This is a genomic window from Acidithiobacillus sp. 'AMD consortium', assembly GCF_008926505.1.
GTDB classification, from domain to species: Bacteria; Pseudomonadota; Gammaproteobacteria; order Acidithiobacillales; family Acidithiobacillaceae; genus Acidithiobacillus; species Acidithiobacillus ferridurans.
The window spans coordinates 1,421,877-1,438,346 of the sequence record NZ_CP044411.1 but is presented as its reverse complement, the minus strand read 5'-3'; the positions used below and the strand labels follow the sequence as shown (position 1 = coordinate 1,438,346).

At 58.7% G+C, this 16,470-nt stretch carries 17 protein-coding genes; 8 read left to right on the top strand and 9 right to left on the bottom strand.

Features of this window, described 5'->3' with window-relative positions; translation table 11 throughout:
* Positions 1 to 2 precede the first annotated feature (2 nt).
* From F6A13_RS07470 to F6A13_RS07445, 6 genes are read left to right on the top strand one after another with little or no spacing between them, the layout of a single operon-like run.
* Positions 3 to 173, top strand: coding sequence for a hypothetical protein (locus F6A13_RS07470; protein WP_192796486.1), 171 nt, complete (start codon positions 3 to 5; stop codon positions 171 to 173).
* Entirely contained in the window at positions 170 to 2,695 is a 2,526-nt protein-coding gene (glgP, locus tag F6A13_RS07465) for an alpha-glucan family phosphorylase (protein ID WP_126605515.1), read from the top strand. Before F6A13_RS07470 ends, glgP begins: the two co-directional genes overlap by 4 nt.
* Positions 2,696 to 2,707: 12 nt before the next feature.
* Positions 2,708 to 3,265 (top strand): HdeD family acid-resistance protein, encoded by a 558-nt coding sequence (locus F6A13_RS07460; RefSeq protein ID WP_113525684.1) that lies wholly within the window; start codon positions 2,708 to 2,710, stop codon positions 3,263 to 3,265.
* A 2-nt stretch (positions 3,266 to 3,267) separates the two neighbouring features.
* The gene (locus tag F6A13_RS07455) at positions 3,268 to 4,800 is read left to right on the top strand and encodes a DHA2 family efflux MFS transporter permease subunit (protein WP_126605514.1); all 1,533 of its coding nucleotides are present in this window, start codon (positions 3,268 to 3,270) and stop codon (positions 4,798 to 4,800) included.
* A gap of 7 nt (positions 4,801 to 4,807) precedes the next feature.
* Entirely contained in the window at positions 4,808 to 5,080 is a 273-nt protein-coding gene (locus tag F6A13_RS07450) for a hypothetical protein (RefSeq protein ID WP_113525686.1), read from the top strand.
* Positions 5,081 to 5,086: 6 nt separating this feature from the next.
* Positions 5,087 to 5,347, top strand: a complete 261-nt coding sequence (locus F6A13_RS07445; RefSeq protein WP_126605513.1) for a GlsB/YeaQ/YmgE family stress response membrane protein — start codon at positions 5,087 to 5,089, stop codon at positions 5,345 to 5,347.
* A gap of 36 nt (positions 5,348 to 5,383) precedes the next feature.
* Here F6A13_RS07445 and F6A13_RS07440 read toward each other — a convergent pair whose 3' ends face one another.
* The 8 genes from F6A13_RS07440 to F6A13_RS07405 form a co-directional block, all read right to left on the bottom strand.
* Positions 5,384 to 6,055 (bottom strand): endonuclease III domain-containing protein, encoded by a 672-nt coding sequence (locus F6A13_RS07440; RefSeq protein ID WP_126605512.1) that lies wholly within the window; start codon positions 6,053 to 6,055, stop codon positions 5,384 to 5,386.
* 9 nt (positions 6,056 to 6,064) lie between these two features.
* The gene (gene rluB, locus F6A13_RS07435) at positions 6,065 to 6,943 is read right to left on the bottom strand and encodes a 23S rRNA pseudouridine(2605) synthase RluB (protein WP_113525887.1); all 879 of its coding nucleotides are present in this window, start codon (positions 6,941 to 6,943) and stop codon (positions 6,065 to 6,067) included.
* Positions 6,944 to 7,067: 124 nt separating this feature from the next.
* Positions 7,068 to 8,372 carry a sulfide:quinone oxidoreductase gene (locus F6A13_RS07430; protein WP_113525689.1) on the bottom strand — a complete coding sequence of 435 codons (1,305 nt, stop codon included), beginning with the start codon at positions 8,370 to 8,372 and terminating at the stop codon, positions 7,068 to 7,070.
* Between the two features lie 174 nt (positions 8,373 to 8,546).
* Positions 8,547 to 9,068 carry an SMC-Scp complex subunit ScpB gene (gene scpB, locus F6A13_RS07425; protein WP_113525690.1) on the bottom strand — a complete coding sequence of 174 codons (522 nt, stop codon included), beginning with the start codon at positions 9,066 to 9,068 and terminating at the stop codon, positions 8,547 to 8,549.
* The gene (locus F6A13_RS07420; protein ID WP_126605511.1) at positions 9,068 to 9,889 is read right to left on the bottom strand and encodes a segregation and condensation protein A; all 822 of its coding nucleotides are present in this window, start codon (positions 9,887 to 9,889) and stop codon (positions 9,068 to 9,070) included. Before F6A13_RS07420 ends, scpB begins: the two co-directional genes overlap by 1 nt.
* Positions 9,870 to 11,081, bottom strand: coding sequence for a tryptophan--tRNA ligase (locus F6A13_RS07415; RefSeq protein ID WP_113525692.1), 1,212 nt, complete (start codon positions 11,079 to 11,081; stop codon positions 9,870 to 9,872). The genes F6A13_RS07420 and F6A13_RS07415 overlap by 20 nt, the downstream gene beginning before the upstream one ends.
* Positions 11,081 to 11,740, bottom strand: a complete 660-nt coding sequence (locus F6A13_RS07410; RefSeq protein ID WP_126605510.1) for a site-2 protease family protein — start codon at positions 11,738 to 11,740, stop codon at positions 11,081 to 11,083. Before F6A13_RS07410 ends, F6A13_RS07415 begins: the two co-directional genes overlap by 1 nt.
* 49 nt (positions 11,741 to 11,789) lie before the next feature.
* Positions 11,790 to 12,425 (bottom strand): L-threonylcarbamoyladenylate synthase, encoded by a 636-nt coding sequence (locus F6A13_RS07405; RefSeq protein ID WP_113525694.1) that lies wholly within the window; start codon positions 12,423 to 12,425, stop codon positions 11,790 to 11,792.
* Positions 12,426 to 12,563: 138 nt separating this feature from the next.
* On the opposite strand from F6A13_RS07405, the gene F6A13_RS07400 reads away from it, so the two are divergent.
* Positions 12,564 to 13,388: a ferritin-like domain-containing protein gene (locus F6A13_RS07400; protein ID WP_126605509.1), complete on the top strand. Its 825-nt coding sequence runs from the start codon at positions 12,564 to 12,566 to the stop codon at positions 13,386 to 13,388.
* Between the two features lie 27 nt (positions 13,389 to 13,415).
* Here the strand turns inward: F6A13_RS07400 and F6A13_RS07395 are convergent, their stop codons facing one another.
* Positions 13,416 to 13,694 (bottom strand): hypothetical protein, encoded by a 279-nt coding sequence (locus F6A13_RS07395; RefSeq protein ID WP_113525696.1) that lies wholly within the window; start codon positions 13,692 to 13,694, stop codon positions 13,416 to 13,418.
* A 366-nt stretch (positions 13,695 to 14,060) separates the two neighbouring features.
* On the opposite strand from F6A13_RS07395, the gene F6A13_RS07390 reads away from it, so the two are divergent.
* A complete protein-coding gene (locus F6A13_RS07390; protein ID WP_126605508.1) occupies positions 14,061 to 16,418 on the top strand; it encodes a mechanosensitive ion channel family protein in 2,358 nt (785 codons plus the stop codon).
* Positions 16,419 to 16,470: the final 52 nt, after the last annotated feature.

Below are 16,470 nucleotides of genomic sequence, written 5' to 3'. Positions count from 1 at the left end.
TTATGGACAGCCGTAGCCAAGAACTCATCGCCAATGCCACCCTCATCAAACTCGATCAGATTGATACGGTCACCGAAACCATCACCGCGACGCGGCGGGCGCCGTATCACGGCTGGGGGGGCTTTACCCGACCCTGCCTATCACGCACCCCATCGAACCGGAGGACTTCGTGACCATCGCCCCTTGCTACCTGCTCCCGCAACTACCCGAATCACTGGCCGGCCTGGCTGAACTTGCCCTCGACCTGCGCTGGTCCTGGAGCCACGTCTCCGACACCCTCTGGCAGCATATTGCCCCCAAACTCTGGGAGCAGACCCACAATCCATGGCTGATTCTGCAGAACGCCGGCAGTGAGACGCTCCAGCAATTGGCCCAGGATAAAGATTTCATCGCTAAGCTGGACGCCTTCGTCGCCGAGCACCGCAACCGCCTCGCGCAAACGTGCTGGTTCGGCAAAACCTATCCTCACCCTCCCTTCCGTCAGGTGGCCTATTTCAGCATGGAGTTCGGTCTGTCCGAGTCCCTGCCCATCTACTCGGGCGGCCTTGGCATCTTGGCTGGCGACTGCCTGAAAACCGCCAGCGATCTTGGTGTTCCACTGCTCGGTGTCGGCCTGCTCTGGCAGCAGGGCTATTTTCGTCAGAGTCTGGATGAGTGTGGTCGTCAGATCGAACTCTATCCGTACAACGACCCCACCCAGATACCCGTCACCCCGGTGCGGGACGCGGCGGGCGAATGGCTGCGTTTGGAAATGCCATTCCCCGGTCGCACCGTCATCCTCCGTGCCTGGCAGGCACAGGTCGGCCGGGTGACCCTGTATCTGCTCGACAGCAACGATCCCCTCAACGCCCCCGCCGATCGTGGCATTACCGCCGAGCTCTATGGCGGCGGCCCGGAGACCCGCCTGCAGCAGGAAATCTGCTTGGGCGTCGGCGGCTGGATGCTGCTGCGCCGCCTGGGTATCCAGCCGGACATCTGTCATCTCAACGAAGGGCATGCAGCCTTCGCCATTCTCGCCCGGGCCTACAGCCATATGCGGGATCACGGTACCGACTTCCCCTGCGCCCTCACCGCCACCCGCGCAGGCAATATCTTCACTACTCACACCCCGGTCTCCGCCGGTTTCGACCGCTTTCCGCCGGAACTGATGACGCGCTACGTTGCCGGTGCCTCCGAGGCTTTCGGGATTGACATAGAGACCGTCCTTGCCTTGGGCCGTGAGCATCCCGAAGACCGCCGTGAACCCTTCAACATGGCGTGGCTCGCCATTCACGGCAGCCTGACCGTCAATGGCGTCAGCCGTCTGCATGGAGCCGTCAGCCGTCGCTTATTCCAGCCTCTGTTCCCACGCTGGCCCGAAGACGAAGTTCCCGTCACCCACGTCACCAACGGCGTGCACATGCCCTCCTGGGATTCCGCCGAAGCCGACGCCCTGTGGACCACATACTGCGGCAAATCCCGCTGGCTTGGGGACCTGAAGGATATCGAAACGGACTTTCGCCAGGCCGCTGATGCCGATATCTGGCACCTGCGCAGCGTCGCGCGGCAGGAGGTGATCCAATTCGCCCGCCAGCGCCTGCAACAGCAACTGGCAGCGACCTATGCGCCCGAAAGGGAATGTGAACAAGCGAAAACGGCGCTCGACCCCAACACCCTCACCATCGGTTTCGCACGCCGATTTGCTGCCTACAAGCGCCCCAACATGCTCCTGAGCGACCCGGATCGTCTGTACCGTCTGCTGAACAATCCGCACTATCCCGTACAACTGCTGATCGCGGGCAAGGCGCATCCCCAGGACGGCGCCGGTAAGGCCATGATCCAGCAGTGGACCCAGTTCATCCACCAGTATCCCGACCTGGCCGGGCGCGTCGTCTTCATCACCGACTATGACATGCTGGTCGCCGAACATCTGGTGCAGGGTGTCGATCTGTGGATCAATACGCCGCGCCGCCCCTGGGAAGCGAGCGGTACCAGCGGCATGAAGGTATTGGTCAATGGTGGCCTCAATCTCTCGGAACTGGACGGCTGGTGGGCCGAGGCCTATTGCCCGGAGGTCGGGTGGGCGCTGGGCGATGGGCAGGAACATGATACCGATCTGGCATGGGACCAACAGGAAGCACAGCAGCTCTATCGCCTGCTGGAAGACGAAGTCGTGCCGCTCTTTTACCACCAACGCGATGCCAACGGCTGTCCGTGCGGCTGGGTCGACAAAATCCGCGAAAGCATGGGCCGCCTGACCCCGCAATTCAGCACCAATCGCATGTTGCAGGAATATGTATCCACCCTCTACGTGCCGGCCGCACGACTTCTGGCCGCGCGCAGCGACCGCGACACCGTTGAAGGCATCTGCAGATGGCAGCATGAAATTCACCAGCACTGGCAAAGCGTGCATTTTGGCGAACTGAATGTGCAAAGCGACACCGATACCCACCATTTTCAGGTACCCGTATATCTGGATGACCTTAACCCAGACGCCGTTGCGGTACAGCTCTTCGCCAACGGCGAGGGGGGACAGTGCCCGACCCTCTATACCATGACGCGCGGAGAAGCCCTGAGCGGCGCCATCAACAGCCACAATTACCACTGTGCAGTGCCGGCCCGCCACTCGGTGGAGGGTTTTACGCCCAGGATCATCCCATATCGCGAGGGATGCCTGGTCCCCCTGGAAAGTACAGAGATACTCTGGTATCGCTGAAAGGAGAGTTCCATGAACAACCAGATACCCGATCTTTCCACGGTCGTCGAGGCCGAACGGAAAATGTTCGGCAAGTATGTGCTGCCCATCGCCGTCGTCCTGATCATCATCGGTATTTTCGGACTGCTGAGCCCGGTCATTCTGTCTGCCGCAACCGATGGCGTGTTGGCGGCGCTGTTGATCATTGCCGGGTTCACTTGGTTCATCCACAGCTATCAGATGCATCAGCATCATTTGGCGGACTGGCTCAAGCCGGTCCTGCTGTTGGCCACCGGCGGAGTGATGATTGCACTGCCCAACGCCGGCATCGCCGCCATCGGCCTGATGTTCATCCTGTATTTCGTCATGGATGCCTACCGCAACTTCACCCAGTCCAATGTCCACGCTGGCCACGGACGGGGTTGGTTTATTTTCAGCGGGGTAATCGATGTCGTCATAGCCATTCTGTTTTTTGTCACCTGGCCACAGGGCTCGCTCATCCTGGTCGGTATCTTTGTCGGCGTAAATCTGATTTTTGATGGCGTCATTCTGCTGATACTCCGTAATGCCGTCTCCGGAGACCATAAATAGCGATGGATGGCGTTCACGCGCCAACGCTCGCAAGCGGGAATTTCGATCAAACGGGTAGCCCGCATCTTCTCGCCATTACTGTCGCTGTAATGGCCTGCATCATCATGAATGTTCTGGACATCACGATAGTCAACGTGGCGTTGCCACACATGGAGGGATCGCTTCACGCCAACAGCGATCAGATCACCTGGGCACTCACCACCTACATGCTGGCCATGGTCATCGTCACTCCCTTGACCGGCTTGCTGGTCGAGCGTTACGGACAACGGCGGCTCATCCTGTGGAGCGTGGCTGGCTTCCTGGTCTGCTCGGTCATGAGCGGACAATCCCACAGCCTCACGGAAATCGTTTTTTGGCGTTTCATGCAGGGAGCACTGGGCGCTTCTCTGGTACCTGTCGGGCAGGCCGTTCTGGTTCAGGCGTATCCCCGGGAGAAACGCGGGGTAGCCATGGCGACCCTGGGCATGGGCACCATGCTCGGTCCCATTGTCGGTCCGGTGCTCGGCGGCTATCTCACCGAAGACCTCTCCTGGCGCTGGTGTTTCTACGTCAATATACCCATTGGCATCATCGCCTTTACCATGCTGCTTTTTTACATCCCCCGCTTTGGCAAAAGCGAACATCCCCGACCGATTGATTGGCTTGGATTCGTATGGATGGCCATCGGGCTGGGTGCGTTGCAGATGATGCTCAGCCTCGGCGATCAGGACGGCTGGTGGAGCTCCGACTTCATCATCATCCTGATGTTGTTGGCTGGCACGGGTATTTTTCTCTTTGTACTGCGTTCGCTCAGCGTCGCCCATCCGCTGGTCGACTTGCGCCTGCTCAAGGATCGCTCCCTGACGCTAGGCAGTGCGGGTATAGGATTATTCGGCCTGGCGCTCTATGGGACCATGGTGATTCTGCCCATCTATCTGCAGGATTATATGGGGTACGAACCGCAAACCGCAGGCCTTGCCATGGCTCCCCAGGGCCTGGGCTCCTGGATTTCCATGTGGATGGCGGGACGCCTGCTCAATCGCGGGGTCAACCCCCGCTGGATGATCATGGCCGGGGTTTTTTTGGGTGCCACGGGCACCTGGATCAGCCTCTCTTACAACCTGCAGGTAAGCCCTGCCTGGATCATCTGGCCCGGAGTGATCCGGGGCCTCGGTCTCGGTCTGGTATCCATCCCCCTATTTACGCTGGCTTTTGCGACCCTCAGCAAGGAGCAGACGCCGGAGGGATCGGGGATATTCAATCTCATGCGCAATCTGGGCGGTTCTGTGGGCATTGCCATCATCTCCACCATCATGACCGAAGAGGCTCAGGAGGCATGGAACCAGATGGGAGGGCATATCAGTCCCTTCAATGCGGCATTGCCGCGTTATCTGGATGGCGCCGGTTTACGTCAGGGAAATCTGAACTGGCAGGTGCTGGGCCAGATTCTGGCGCAGCATGCGGCAATGCGTGGTATACTGGACGCGTTCATGTTCCTGTTCTGGAGCTTTTTGGTCGTGATGCTCATCGCGCTACTGATGAAGAATAAATCCTAGGAGCCTTATGTTTGCTATAAAAGCGCTATTCAATGATGAAATTGCGGTCAGGGAGGGATTTTCCAGCATTCGCAAGGCGTTGCTGGAAAACCATCCGGATCGCGCGGATTACTATGACGTATTGCGCAAGATTCTGCAGCAGCAGACCCATCTGAAGCATGCAGTTTTTGCAGAAAAAGACGTCGTCTCCTGTGAATTCTATGGCTTTGATGAAAAGGAATCTGCGATGGCGGAAGCCGCGTTGCTGGATGTCGGCGCGCTGGAAGTCATCGTTGAGTAACCGCTGATGACGCTCTTGAGCATCATCATCTTCCTCCTCGTCGGCGGCATCTCCGGCTGGCTGGCCGGACTGCTGATCACGGGACGCGGCTTCGGAATTGTCGGGGATATCATCGTGGGTATCATCGGCGCGTTCATCGGCGGCTTCGTCCTCCTCTTTTTCGGTCTGGCCGGCCTTTTCGGGGCGGGCATCATCGGCGCCGTCATCGTGGCGTTCATCGGCGCGGTCATCCTTCTCAGCGTCATCAAACTCATCAAAAAAATCTGACTCCGGGAGGAGTCTCTCTGGGGCGCGGCGCGCCCCTCATGATCCTGCGGCATAGGCGCAGCACCCATGGAGAGGACAGATGCCACAGCGCGGGCGGGGCCGACAGTAATCCTTGCCGAGCGAGACCAGCAACGCATGCAGCGCATTGCGTGTCTGCACATCGTCGCACTTCAGTTCAGCCTCCATCCCGGACTGCACTGCGCCGTAGGAAAGATCACCTTCCAGCAGACCCAGGCGACCGCCGATCCTGCGGGTATAGGCGTCTACCACCATGACCGGCAGACCCAGGGCATAGAGCAGGATGGAATCCGCCGTCTCTGCGCCGATACCGTGGACCGCCAGCAAGTCTTTCCGCAGCGTCGGAACGGTCCCCTGCCGCGCAAGCTGTTCCGGCGCAGCGCCCACACCCCGAGCCTCCAGAAACCGGCACAAGGCCAGCAGGCGTCTGGTCTTTATCCGGTAAAATCCGGACGGCCGGAGCAGCTCCTCCAGATCCCCTTCGGGCAGAGCGAGAAGGGCCCGCACGCTCAGCGCGTCGACCGCCCGTAGATTGGCAATCGCCTTTTCGACATTGCGCCAGGCGGTATTCTGAGTCAGGACCGCACCCACCATGACCTCAAAGGGGGACTGCGCGGGCCACCAGTCCTGGGGGCCGAAGGCCTCCTCCAGAATTCCGAATACGGCTGACCAGCCCCCATGTTTCCGCATTGGCGACCTCTAATCCCGGACCTTTCGCCGTCCCTGTCCCGTCCAGCCACGCGATGGCGTTTGCAGAGCTTCCCTGCGACGGTTATTTTTTCGCGCTTCCGGCAGCGGCGCGGTGACGCGTTCCACGCTGTCGGAAGGTGGTGTAGCGGGATTGACCCACTGTACACTGGCGAGCAGGGCGTCACGTTCTTCATCGGACAATTCGTCAAAGTAACCGGTCTTGAGCAGGCGCGGCATCTCCACCACTCCGTAACGCACCCGAATCAGGCGGCTCACGGTCAGGCCCACCGCCTCAAAAAGTCGCCTTACCTCACGATTGCGCCCTTCCGCCAAAGTGACATGATACCAGCGATTAGCGCCTTCACCACCGGCTTCCTGCAAGGTCACAAAATGCGCTTCGCCGTCCTCCAGCACTACGCCCTGTAACAGGCGGGCCTGCCGCTCCGGACTTACCTCCCCCAGCACCCGGACAGCGTATTCCCGTTCGATGCCAGCACGGGGATGCATCAGCGCGTTGGCCAGATCACCGTCATTGGTGAGTAGCAGCAGGCCTTCGGTGTTGTAGTCGAGGCGACCTACCGCAATCCACCGGCTACCGCGCAATCGCGGTAGCCGGTCAAAAACCGTGGGACGCCCTGCCGGGTCGTTGCGGGTGGTGAGTTCCCCCGCGGGCTTGTGGTAGCGCAGCACGCGCAGGCGCGGGCGTACCCAGGAAGGAACCCGCAACACCTCCCCGTCCACGGCAATTTTGTCCTGTGCTGTCACCCGATCACCCAGTTTGGCGGGCTGGCCATTTACCACCACACGCCCCGCCGCGATCCATTCCTCCATGAGGCGGCGCGACCCCAGCCCAAAGCGGGCGAGCACTTTCTGCAATTTTTCGTCCATGTTTCCCCGGAACCTGTCCATCTGCGGCAAATACTTCCGGGATCATATCCTGTCCGCGCCCCGGCACCTATAAAAAAACAACCCCCGCACCAGGCGGGGGTATTTTCACTGACCAACGGAACGATCAGGAGGCCTTACGATGGCTATCTTCTTCCTTCAGACGGGTAATACCCATCATCTTGAACAGCACCTTCTCATAGAAGGGCTCGGAGACACCCATCTTCATCTTGCGGATAAAGTATTTTTCAAAGGCCACCTTCGCCAGATGCACCCAGCGACCGTAGGCAAAGACATCCACTTTACGGGGCTTCAACTGGGGCAAGGCGATGAATGCCGCGCCGCGATCACCCATATCGGCAAAACACACCGCATTCCAGGTGCCCATGGTCTGCTCGCCCTTGCGGCCTTCCAGATCCGCCTTGATGTTGTGCACCGCCGCCGACACCATGGATTCGATCATATAACCGGTCTTGGGCGCGCCGGTCGGCACCGGGGTCGTCTCTACCGGCGGAATGGCGATGGCGATACCCGCCGCAAAGATATTTGCGTATTTCTTGCTGCGCTGGTGCTCATCCACCAGCACGAAACCACCGGGGTTGCACAATCCTTCGACACCCGCCACCGCTGGCACGCCCTTGAAAGCCGGGATCATCATACCGAACTTGACTGGCAGGACCATCTCCTTGATGGTTTCACCCTTCTCGTCCACCTGGGTTACATACATCTTGTTGTCTTCGACCTTGGTGACCTTGCAGTTGGTATACGCTTCGATACCTTCTTCCTTGAGGCCCTTCGTCAGAATGCCCGTGGAATCGCCCACGCCCTGAATGCCCAGATGACCGATGTAAGGCTCACTGGTGATAAAGGTGAAGGACGGAATCTTGTCGCGCATGCCCCGCTTTTTGAGGTCGGAAGCGACGATCATGGCATATTCGTAAGCCGGTCCGAAGCAACTTGCGCCGGCCATGGCGCCGATGACGATGGGGCCGGGCTCGCGCAACAACGCCTGATATTCGGCAAAGGCCCGTTCCGCATGGTCCACCGTACAAATGGACTGCACCGGGCCTTCATGGGGATCGGAACCCGGTACATTCTCGAAAGCAAGCTTCGGACCTGTGGCGATCATCAGGTAGTCGTAATGTACCGTGCTGCCGTCGGCAAGGGTGATATTCTGCGCTTCGGCATCGATCTGTTCGGCGGACTGTGCGATGAAATGTATTCCTTTGCGTTCCACATAGGGCCGGATTGGAAAAGCGATATCATCGCGCTCCTTCCAGCCCACGCCCACCCACGGGTTGGATGGAACGAACTGGAAATAATCAGTGGCGCTGATCAGCGTCACCTCATGCCCGGTACCCAGAGCTTCCTTCATTTCGTAAGCCGCCGGCATTCCGCCTGTGCCCGCACCCAAAATTACCACATGTGCCATTATTGCCTGCTCCTCTCGTACCTTACCGCGCCAGATTCAAGGTAAGCCGCAACACCAGATCTCGCTTACCAAGTCCAATTGAATATTCTAGCCGGAGTATTATGGTACATTCCCAATTCGTCAAATTAGATTGTTGTTACTTTCCAAATATATTTTTAATAAGGTTTCCGTCGGTTATGCCTGCATATCCATTTGTCCCTCGTCTACCGTCACGATCTCCGGCAATGCGGCCAGCGACGGCAATGAAAAATGTTCCAGAAAACCGGGTGTTGTCACCCAAAGCGCAGGGCGACCCGGTGTATCCCGGTGCCCGCTGATGGTAATCCAGCCCCGCTCCTGAAGCTGCTGCAGAATCTGCACGCTGACCGCAACCCCACGCCAGTGCTCTATTTCCGGGCGGGTCACCGGCTGCTGATAGGCAATCACCGCCAGCGTTTCCAACGTGGCCCGGGACAAAGGCCGAGGTGGCTCCACATGGAGGCGCGTCACGAGGGCGTTGTGACGCGGATGAATCTGCAGACGATAGCCATCCGCTACACAGACGAGTTGCAAAGGTCCCTCGCCGGTAGCCAACAGCGTGTTCAGCGCCGCCTCCCATCCCACGCAGTCGGGGTCGCCGTCGAAAATACCGGCCAGGCGCGTACGAGTAAGCGGCTCGGCGCTGGATAAAAACAATGCCAGGAGCGCTTCACGCATCAGCCACCGCAGACCTGCGCCGCCGGCACAACGATCTGCCAGCCCCCATCTTCATTTTCAACCAGGGCCAATGCCCGTTGCCGGAGCAATTCCAGCACCGCCAACAGGGACACTGCCAGAGCCAGGCGATCCGCCCGAAACGGCAGAAGCTCATTGAGATACCAGGGACGCGACTCCCGCCGACAAAGCAACAGTACCTCCACCATCCGCTGCCGTAGTCCCATATGCGGGTGCACCAGGGTATGGGCGGGGGATAGTCTGCGGAGCGGGCGCAGCAGCAACGCCCGCCAGGCATTCATCAGATCGGTGAGGGACACTGGAGGAGGTGCGGGAAACGGATCGGGATGTACCGCAGGGCAGACCGGCCAGAAATCCCGACCGGCCTGGGGCAGGGCGCGGAGCGCCGCAGCCTGGGCCTGCACCATAGCCAGGGCTTCCAGGCGGCGCGCCAGATCCTGCCGGGGATCAAAATCCGCATCGTCCCCAAGCGGACGCACCGGCAACAGCATGCGCGCCTTGATCTCCGCCAGCCAGGCGGCCATCACCAGATATTCCGCTGCGAGTTCCAGATTGCGGCGACGCGCCTCGTGCAGATAATGCAGGTACTGGCGGGTCACTTCGGCTACGGGAATATCGCGGATATCCATGCGGTTGCGGCGGATCAGCCAGAGCAGCAGCTCCAGCGGGCCGGAGAAGCTTTCCAGCAACAGTTCCAGGGCATCCGGCGGAACGAAGAGGCCGTCCGGCAGGTCTGCCCGTGATTGCCCGTGAACCCCTACAGGCGCAGCCGAAGCGCCGGATTCAGCAGTCGTGCCGCTCATGGGCCAGTCCCATGGCTGCACGGACCCGCTCCAGCGTCTGTGCGGCACGCTGGCGGGCACGCTGAGCGCCCGCATGAGCGATTTCCGTGAGTTGTTCTGGACGTGCGGCCCAGTACTCCGCGCGTTCACGGATCGGGGCCTGTTCGGCGAGCACGGCTTCGATTACCGGCTGTTTACAATCCAGGCAGCCGATACCCGCCGTCGTACAGCCGTTGCGGACCCATGCCTGCGTCTCAGGCCCGGAATATACCTGATGCAAGGCCCAGACCGGGCACTTTTCCGGCGTGCCAGGATCCGTGCGTGCCACCCGCGCCGGATCGGTGGGCATGGTACGGATTTTTTTCTGAACCACCTCAGGCGCTTCGCGTAACAGGATGGTATTCCCATAGGACTTGCTCATCTTCTGCCCGTCAAGCCCCGGCATTTTGGAGGCCGCCGTCAAAAGCGCCTGTGGTTCGCGTAGGATTTCGCGGCCTTTGCCTTCCAGATGGGCCAGGAGTTGCTCGCGCATCTCAGTGCTCAGTCCCGCCTGCGCCCCCAGGAATACCACTGCCTCGCTCACTGCCAGCGCATCGCCATCCTGCTGGAAGCGCTGCTGTAAGGACAAGAAAGTCTTCGCAGCACGCTTGCCCATGATCTGCAGACTCTTTTCCACCTGAGCCGCAGCGTCCGCACTGCGCCCGTAAAAACTGTTGAAACGCCGCGCCAACTCCCGGCTGATCTCCAGATGCGCGACCTGATCGGCGCCCACAGGTACCTTGTGAGCGTCATAAACCAGAATGTCTGCCGTCATCAACAGCGGGTAGCCCAGAAAACCGAAGGTGGCAAGATCACGTTCGCGCAATTTTTCCTGCTGATCTTTGAAGGTCGGGACACGCTCCAGCCACGACAGCGGCGTCAGCATTCCCAGCAGTAGCGCAAGTTCGGCATGCTCTGGCACATGGGACTGGATAAAGAGCACGGCTTTGTCCGGGTCCACACCCACGGCCAGCCATTCAATGAGCAGATCCCAAACCGCATCACTGATCCCGTGGGTCGTCTCGTAATGGGTGGTCAGCGCATGCCAGTCGGCGACGAAGAAATAGCACTCCGCTTCATCCTGCAGACGCAGCCAGTTTTTCAGTACGCCATGATAATGGCCCAGATGCAGGCGGCCCGTCGGACGCATGCCGGAAACGATGATTTCTCTCATCACCAACCACCCATCGTCAGAAAAAAGTTGCTCATCATCAGAAAAAGGGGACCCAGCACAGACCAGAGCACGCCGGTGAACAGCAGCACGATCAGGATGATGAATCCGTAAGGTTCAATCCGGCTCAGGGCAATGCTGGCGGACGGCGGCAAAAGCCCCACAGCCACCCGACCGCCGTCCAGCGGCGGGATAGGAATCAGATTGAAAATGATCAGGATCACGTTGATCAGGATGCCCGCTTTGCCCATCAACTGCATGGGTTCATCCAGATAGGCCAGGGCACCGGGAAGATGCCCGCCGAGCCACAGCACCAACGTCCAGAGGAAGGCCATCAGCAGGTTGGCGGCCGGCCCGGCGATAGCGACGAGCACCATATCGCGCTTGGGGTCTTTCAGACCGCCAAAATTGACCGGCACCGGTTTGGCATAGCCGAAGAGAAAGGGCGAATGAAACAGGAGCAGTATGCCCGGCAGAAGGATCGTTCCGAAGGGATCGATGTGTTTAATGGGGTTCAGGGTTAGCCGCCCCATGAGCATGGCCGTCGGGTCGCCCCGCTTCCAGGCGATCCAGCCATGGGCCACCTCATGCACGGTAATGGCGAACAGTACAGGAATGGCCCAAATGGCCAAGGTTTTGATAAATTGCGCGGCATCAGACATGGCCGGAGTATATCAGTGTAATGACCCACCCGCCTAATACACCGACATCTCAAACGACAGCACCCAGACCCAGCGCGGCCGGATCACCGGCACCTTCGCGAAGTAACCGGGGTGGCCACTGCAGCAAATCCACCACCGTTGAACAGCGCACCCCGCCAAGGCCGGACAGCAGCACCATATCCACCTGATTGCCCATCGTTTTACAGATTTCATCGGGATCCGTCAGCGGTGCAGATGCACCGGGGAGCTGCAGGGTGGAGCTCATCAAGGGTTCTCCCAACTCCGCAATCAGCCCCTCACAGAGGGGGCTGGCGGGTATGCGTACACCGATACTGCGCTTTTTCGGGTCGGCGAGGCGACGCGGCACATCCCGGGTCGCCGGCAGGATGAAGGTATAAGGTCCGGGCAGGATTCTCCGCAGCAGTGCGTAGGCGCGATCGTCCAGTTGGGCATAGTCGGTCAACTGAGAAATACTGGAAAACAGTAGCGAAAGGTCATGCTGCAAATCCAGTTGCCGGATGCGCCGCAGCCGGTCCTGGGATTCCCGTGCCGCCACCGTACAGCCCAAGGCATAGCAAGTATCTGTTGGATAAACCAGCAAGCCCCCGCCGCGCAACACTTCAGCCGCTTGCGCCAGCAATCGCGGTTGCGGGTTCACGGGATGCAACTCCACACACAACGCCATGACGACCTCCTGAAAATGCGACATTACCTGCCCTGGGCAGGTATCGGGGGAATAATACGTCAGCCACGCGCGGTCCCGCCAGATCTGCGCTATAGTTACAGGTCTTATCAACCGCAGATCAAGGAGGCGGCCAACACAATGCCCGCAGATAGCGTTCGTCCGACCTGGTCCCTGACCGACATTCCCTATGCCACCGTTGAAAAAGAAAAGATCATCGGCAACGCCGACTGGTTTTACCTGTTAGCCGGCGCCTCTTTTGTAGAAACGCTCTCCGATCTCTATACCCGCAACCTGGTGGAGTATTACCAGGAAAATGTCGGTGCCACCATTTGGTTGCACCAGGAGTGGGAGATGGAAGAGGTACAGCATGGGCGCGCGCTGCGCCAGTACGTGCTCTTTGTCTGGCCGGATTTCGACTGGGAACGTGCGTATCAGGGCTTCGTGGAAGCGTATGCGCCCTACTGCCGCACGGAGTTGCTCGGACCCACTCACGCGCTGGAGATGGCTTCGCGTTGTGTCGTCGAGACGGGTACAGCCAGCTTCTACACGATGATTCAGGCGGCGAGCCCGGAGCCGGTACTGCGCCAGATCGCCGCACATATCCGCGCTGACGAAGTTCGCCACTACAAATATTTTTATAGAATTTTCAGGCAATATCAGGCCGCCGAAAAAAATTCGCGCTGGCGTATCGGCCGCGAACTATGGAAACGAGTAGTGGAAGCAGACCAGGAAGACAGTTATCTGGCGATCAAAAATGCATTTGAAGTGAAAAATCCGGGAGAGAAGTTTTTCGTAGAGGACTTTGCCGCGTTCCGGAAACGCATAGGCGGCTGGATAGATCGCTATTACCCTTTCGATATGGCCATCAAGATGCTGCTCAAACCCGTCGCCTTGCCCCCCCTGCTGCAAAGGGCGGCACTCCCCCTGCTCAGCCACGGCGCACGCCGCGCCATACTCGGCTGAGCATGGCACACGCCGGTCGGGTATGACTCATACGGACCAGGTCCGCACCACGCCGGCAGTTTCGCCTACCGGCGTCCCTTCCTCCGGTGACGCGGGCGTCAGCTTCAGCCACTGAGCCTGTTCCACATGGCCCACCACCTGGCCCGCGGCACTGATTGCCTGCAAACCGGATTGCAACACCGGTTGGGCAGATGCGCTATGCGTGGGGCTGGCAACGGGGGTCACCGTATTCACAAAACTCCCCAAGGCCACAAAAGGTGCGGCGATCAGCATCGTTAACAGGGTATTATAGATGGACTTTTTCATGGCTGTTCCTTTTGGATCGTCGGATGCGTAGTGAATTAAGCAAGTACCGTGCCATCGCGCAGAATGTACAGCAGCCAGCGGCGAAGATCGCATGCATATACAAGGTCATGCGCATTTTTGCGGACAACGGACCAAACAGCGCGCAACGCAAAACTTCTGCCATATGCGCCAAATACCTGCAATCCTGTCGTCAGCCCCCGACACAAAATCCTCTCCGATTTATTTTTAGTGAATAAATAAATAGTTGGAGCGTTTCCACAGAACTACATGCGGTGGGAGCACATCACCGTACCTTGTGATAACGTAACAAACGATTTTTTACCCAAGCCCAGCTACTGGCAGGTGGGGAAGAGTTCAAGGAAGGAGATGCGCGTGATCTACCGGATAAGCATTGGGCCGATCGACAATGGCACGCCTGACAACGGGCGATGTTCATGTTCAGGCTATTTTCTGCTGGGGATGCTTCTTGCAATCTGGACGGTTCCGCTGCTGGCCCAGGCATCCAGCCTGCAGCTTTCGACGGCCAACGCAACGCTGCAGGCCATCCACCGCGGGCTGTCACAGCATGCCGATACGCGACAGCTTCAGAACTGGCAGAAAAGCGTAACCGCTATTGGCCATGATGCAGACGCCTGCATGACCGAAAAAAACAGCAATCTAAGCCAGACAGACAAGGCCCTGGGCATTCTTGGACCCGCCGTCGCCGGCGAACCGGAAAATCTGACGGTTTTGCGCCAGAAGCTGCAGAACGAGCAGAAAACACTCAGCGGAGAACTCGCCACCTGTAAGATTTTCGCCATTGCGAGCGCGGATCTGAGCCAACAGATCCGCAAAAAACGGGATGCGCTACTGGCCCAAATGCTGTTGCGCCATGATCACAATATCTGGCAGCAGGCCATGGCCCTTCTGTCTATTTCTGCCACCACCTGGGTGGACGAGCAGCATTTCTGGCTTACCTGGAATGAACATCCCATTTTTGCCCAGAAGGGCCTGCAACTCTCCGCCGGGATCGGCATCTTCCTGTTCGCCCTGCTGTCGTTTCTGCGGGTGCCTTTGGCCAAGGCCATACACCGCACGCTGGATTTGTCCGATGCGCAGCGTATTTTCTACCACTATGCGCCCTTGCTGGGAGGCGTCGCCGCAGTTGCCGCCTCAAGCTATATTACAGACACTTTTTCGCCCCTCATTGCCCTCATATTCGGCACCTGGGGCACCTATGCCGCTATCTCCATGCTGCTGGCATGGGCCCTGCGGTCGTCCGGCATCGTCGGTCGCCATTTTTCCTGGGAGCAGCAAACGCTGCGCTCCGCACTGCGAACCCTGCGGTTCATTGCCCTCTTCTCCCTGTTCGGGCTCGTGTGGATAGGCATTTCCCCTCAGGATCCCCTGTCAGCAGCAGACCGAGCCTTTTTCGTGTCCGCATACCATCTAGTCCTCCTCGGCGCGGTGTTATGGCTGGTCTGGCGAACTGGCGTGCAAAAACCTTTCCGAGCTTATCCGCTGCCCAGGATGGCCCTACTTCTGGCCTTGATCGGTACCGCCATATGTACGCTGTCCGGTTATCGCAACCTTTCCGATTATCTGTTCTTCGGCCTGCTGACGTCCCTGCTGGCCCTCAGCCTGGGGTTCCTGTTGTCCTGGGGGCTTGCCGAATTCTGGATGCGGGCGGCACAAAAATCCGGTCTCTGGCAACATTTCCTGCGCCGCCGCCTACGCCTGAAGGAAGATCAGCAGCTGCCGTGGATAACCTGGTTCAGCACAATCAGTTACACCGCCGTATGGTTGGGGGTTGCCGCCTTCGTCCTGCATGCCTGGGGCCTGACCCATACAGGATTTACATTGATCTGGAAATATTTTATTACCGGATTCACCATTGCCGGTTTTCACATCCAGCCCTTCCGCTGGGTGATCGCCGCGATACTGCTCGCCATCCTGTTCAACATCAACGCCCTGGTCCAGAAATACCTGTCTGATAACTCGCGGATTATCAGCCACATGGAAAGCGGAGCTCGCCACTCCGTATTATCCATCCTCCGTTATACTGGATTCATTATCGCGGTGTTGATTGCGCTCTCCACGGCCGGCGTCGCACTCGGTAACCTTGCCATCGTCGCCGGCGCCCTATCGGTAGGCATTGGCTTTGGCCTGCAAAATATCGTCAATAATTTTGTGTCTGGTCTGATTCTGCTATTGGAGCGTCCCATTCGTGTTGGTGACTGGATTCAGGTGGGTACCACTCAGGGATATGTGCAGAAGATGAGCATCCGTTATACCCTGATCCTTACTTTTGACCGCACTGAAGTCTTCGTTCCTAATTCTGAACTGATCTCTGGCCAGGTGACCAATTGGATGTACACAAATAGCGTGTTGCGCCTCATGATCCCCTTCAGCATTGCCCATGATGCCGATATTCCGCTGGTAAAGCAGTTGCTGGTAGCGGAAGGTCAAAATCATCCCGACGTCCTGCAAGATGATCCGCGCGGCATTCCGCCCACCGCGCTGTTGCTGGATGTCAGCGAAAATGCACTGCAATTCTATCTGCGGGTGTATCTGGACGACTGTAACAAGAGTTATAACGTGCAGACCGACCTGCGTGCTTCCGTGGTGGAAAGTCTGCTCCGCCATAACGTAACACTGGCACACCAGCAGCAGGACGTCCACATTATCCCCGACCAGACTTTACCTGCGGATGAGAACGTGGCTCAGCCAACAAGGGCGCATTAGCCATCGGGTTATCGCGATGGGTCCGCATCGGTATATGCCCTATCGTTTCGGG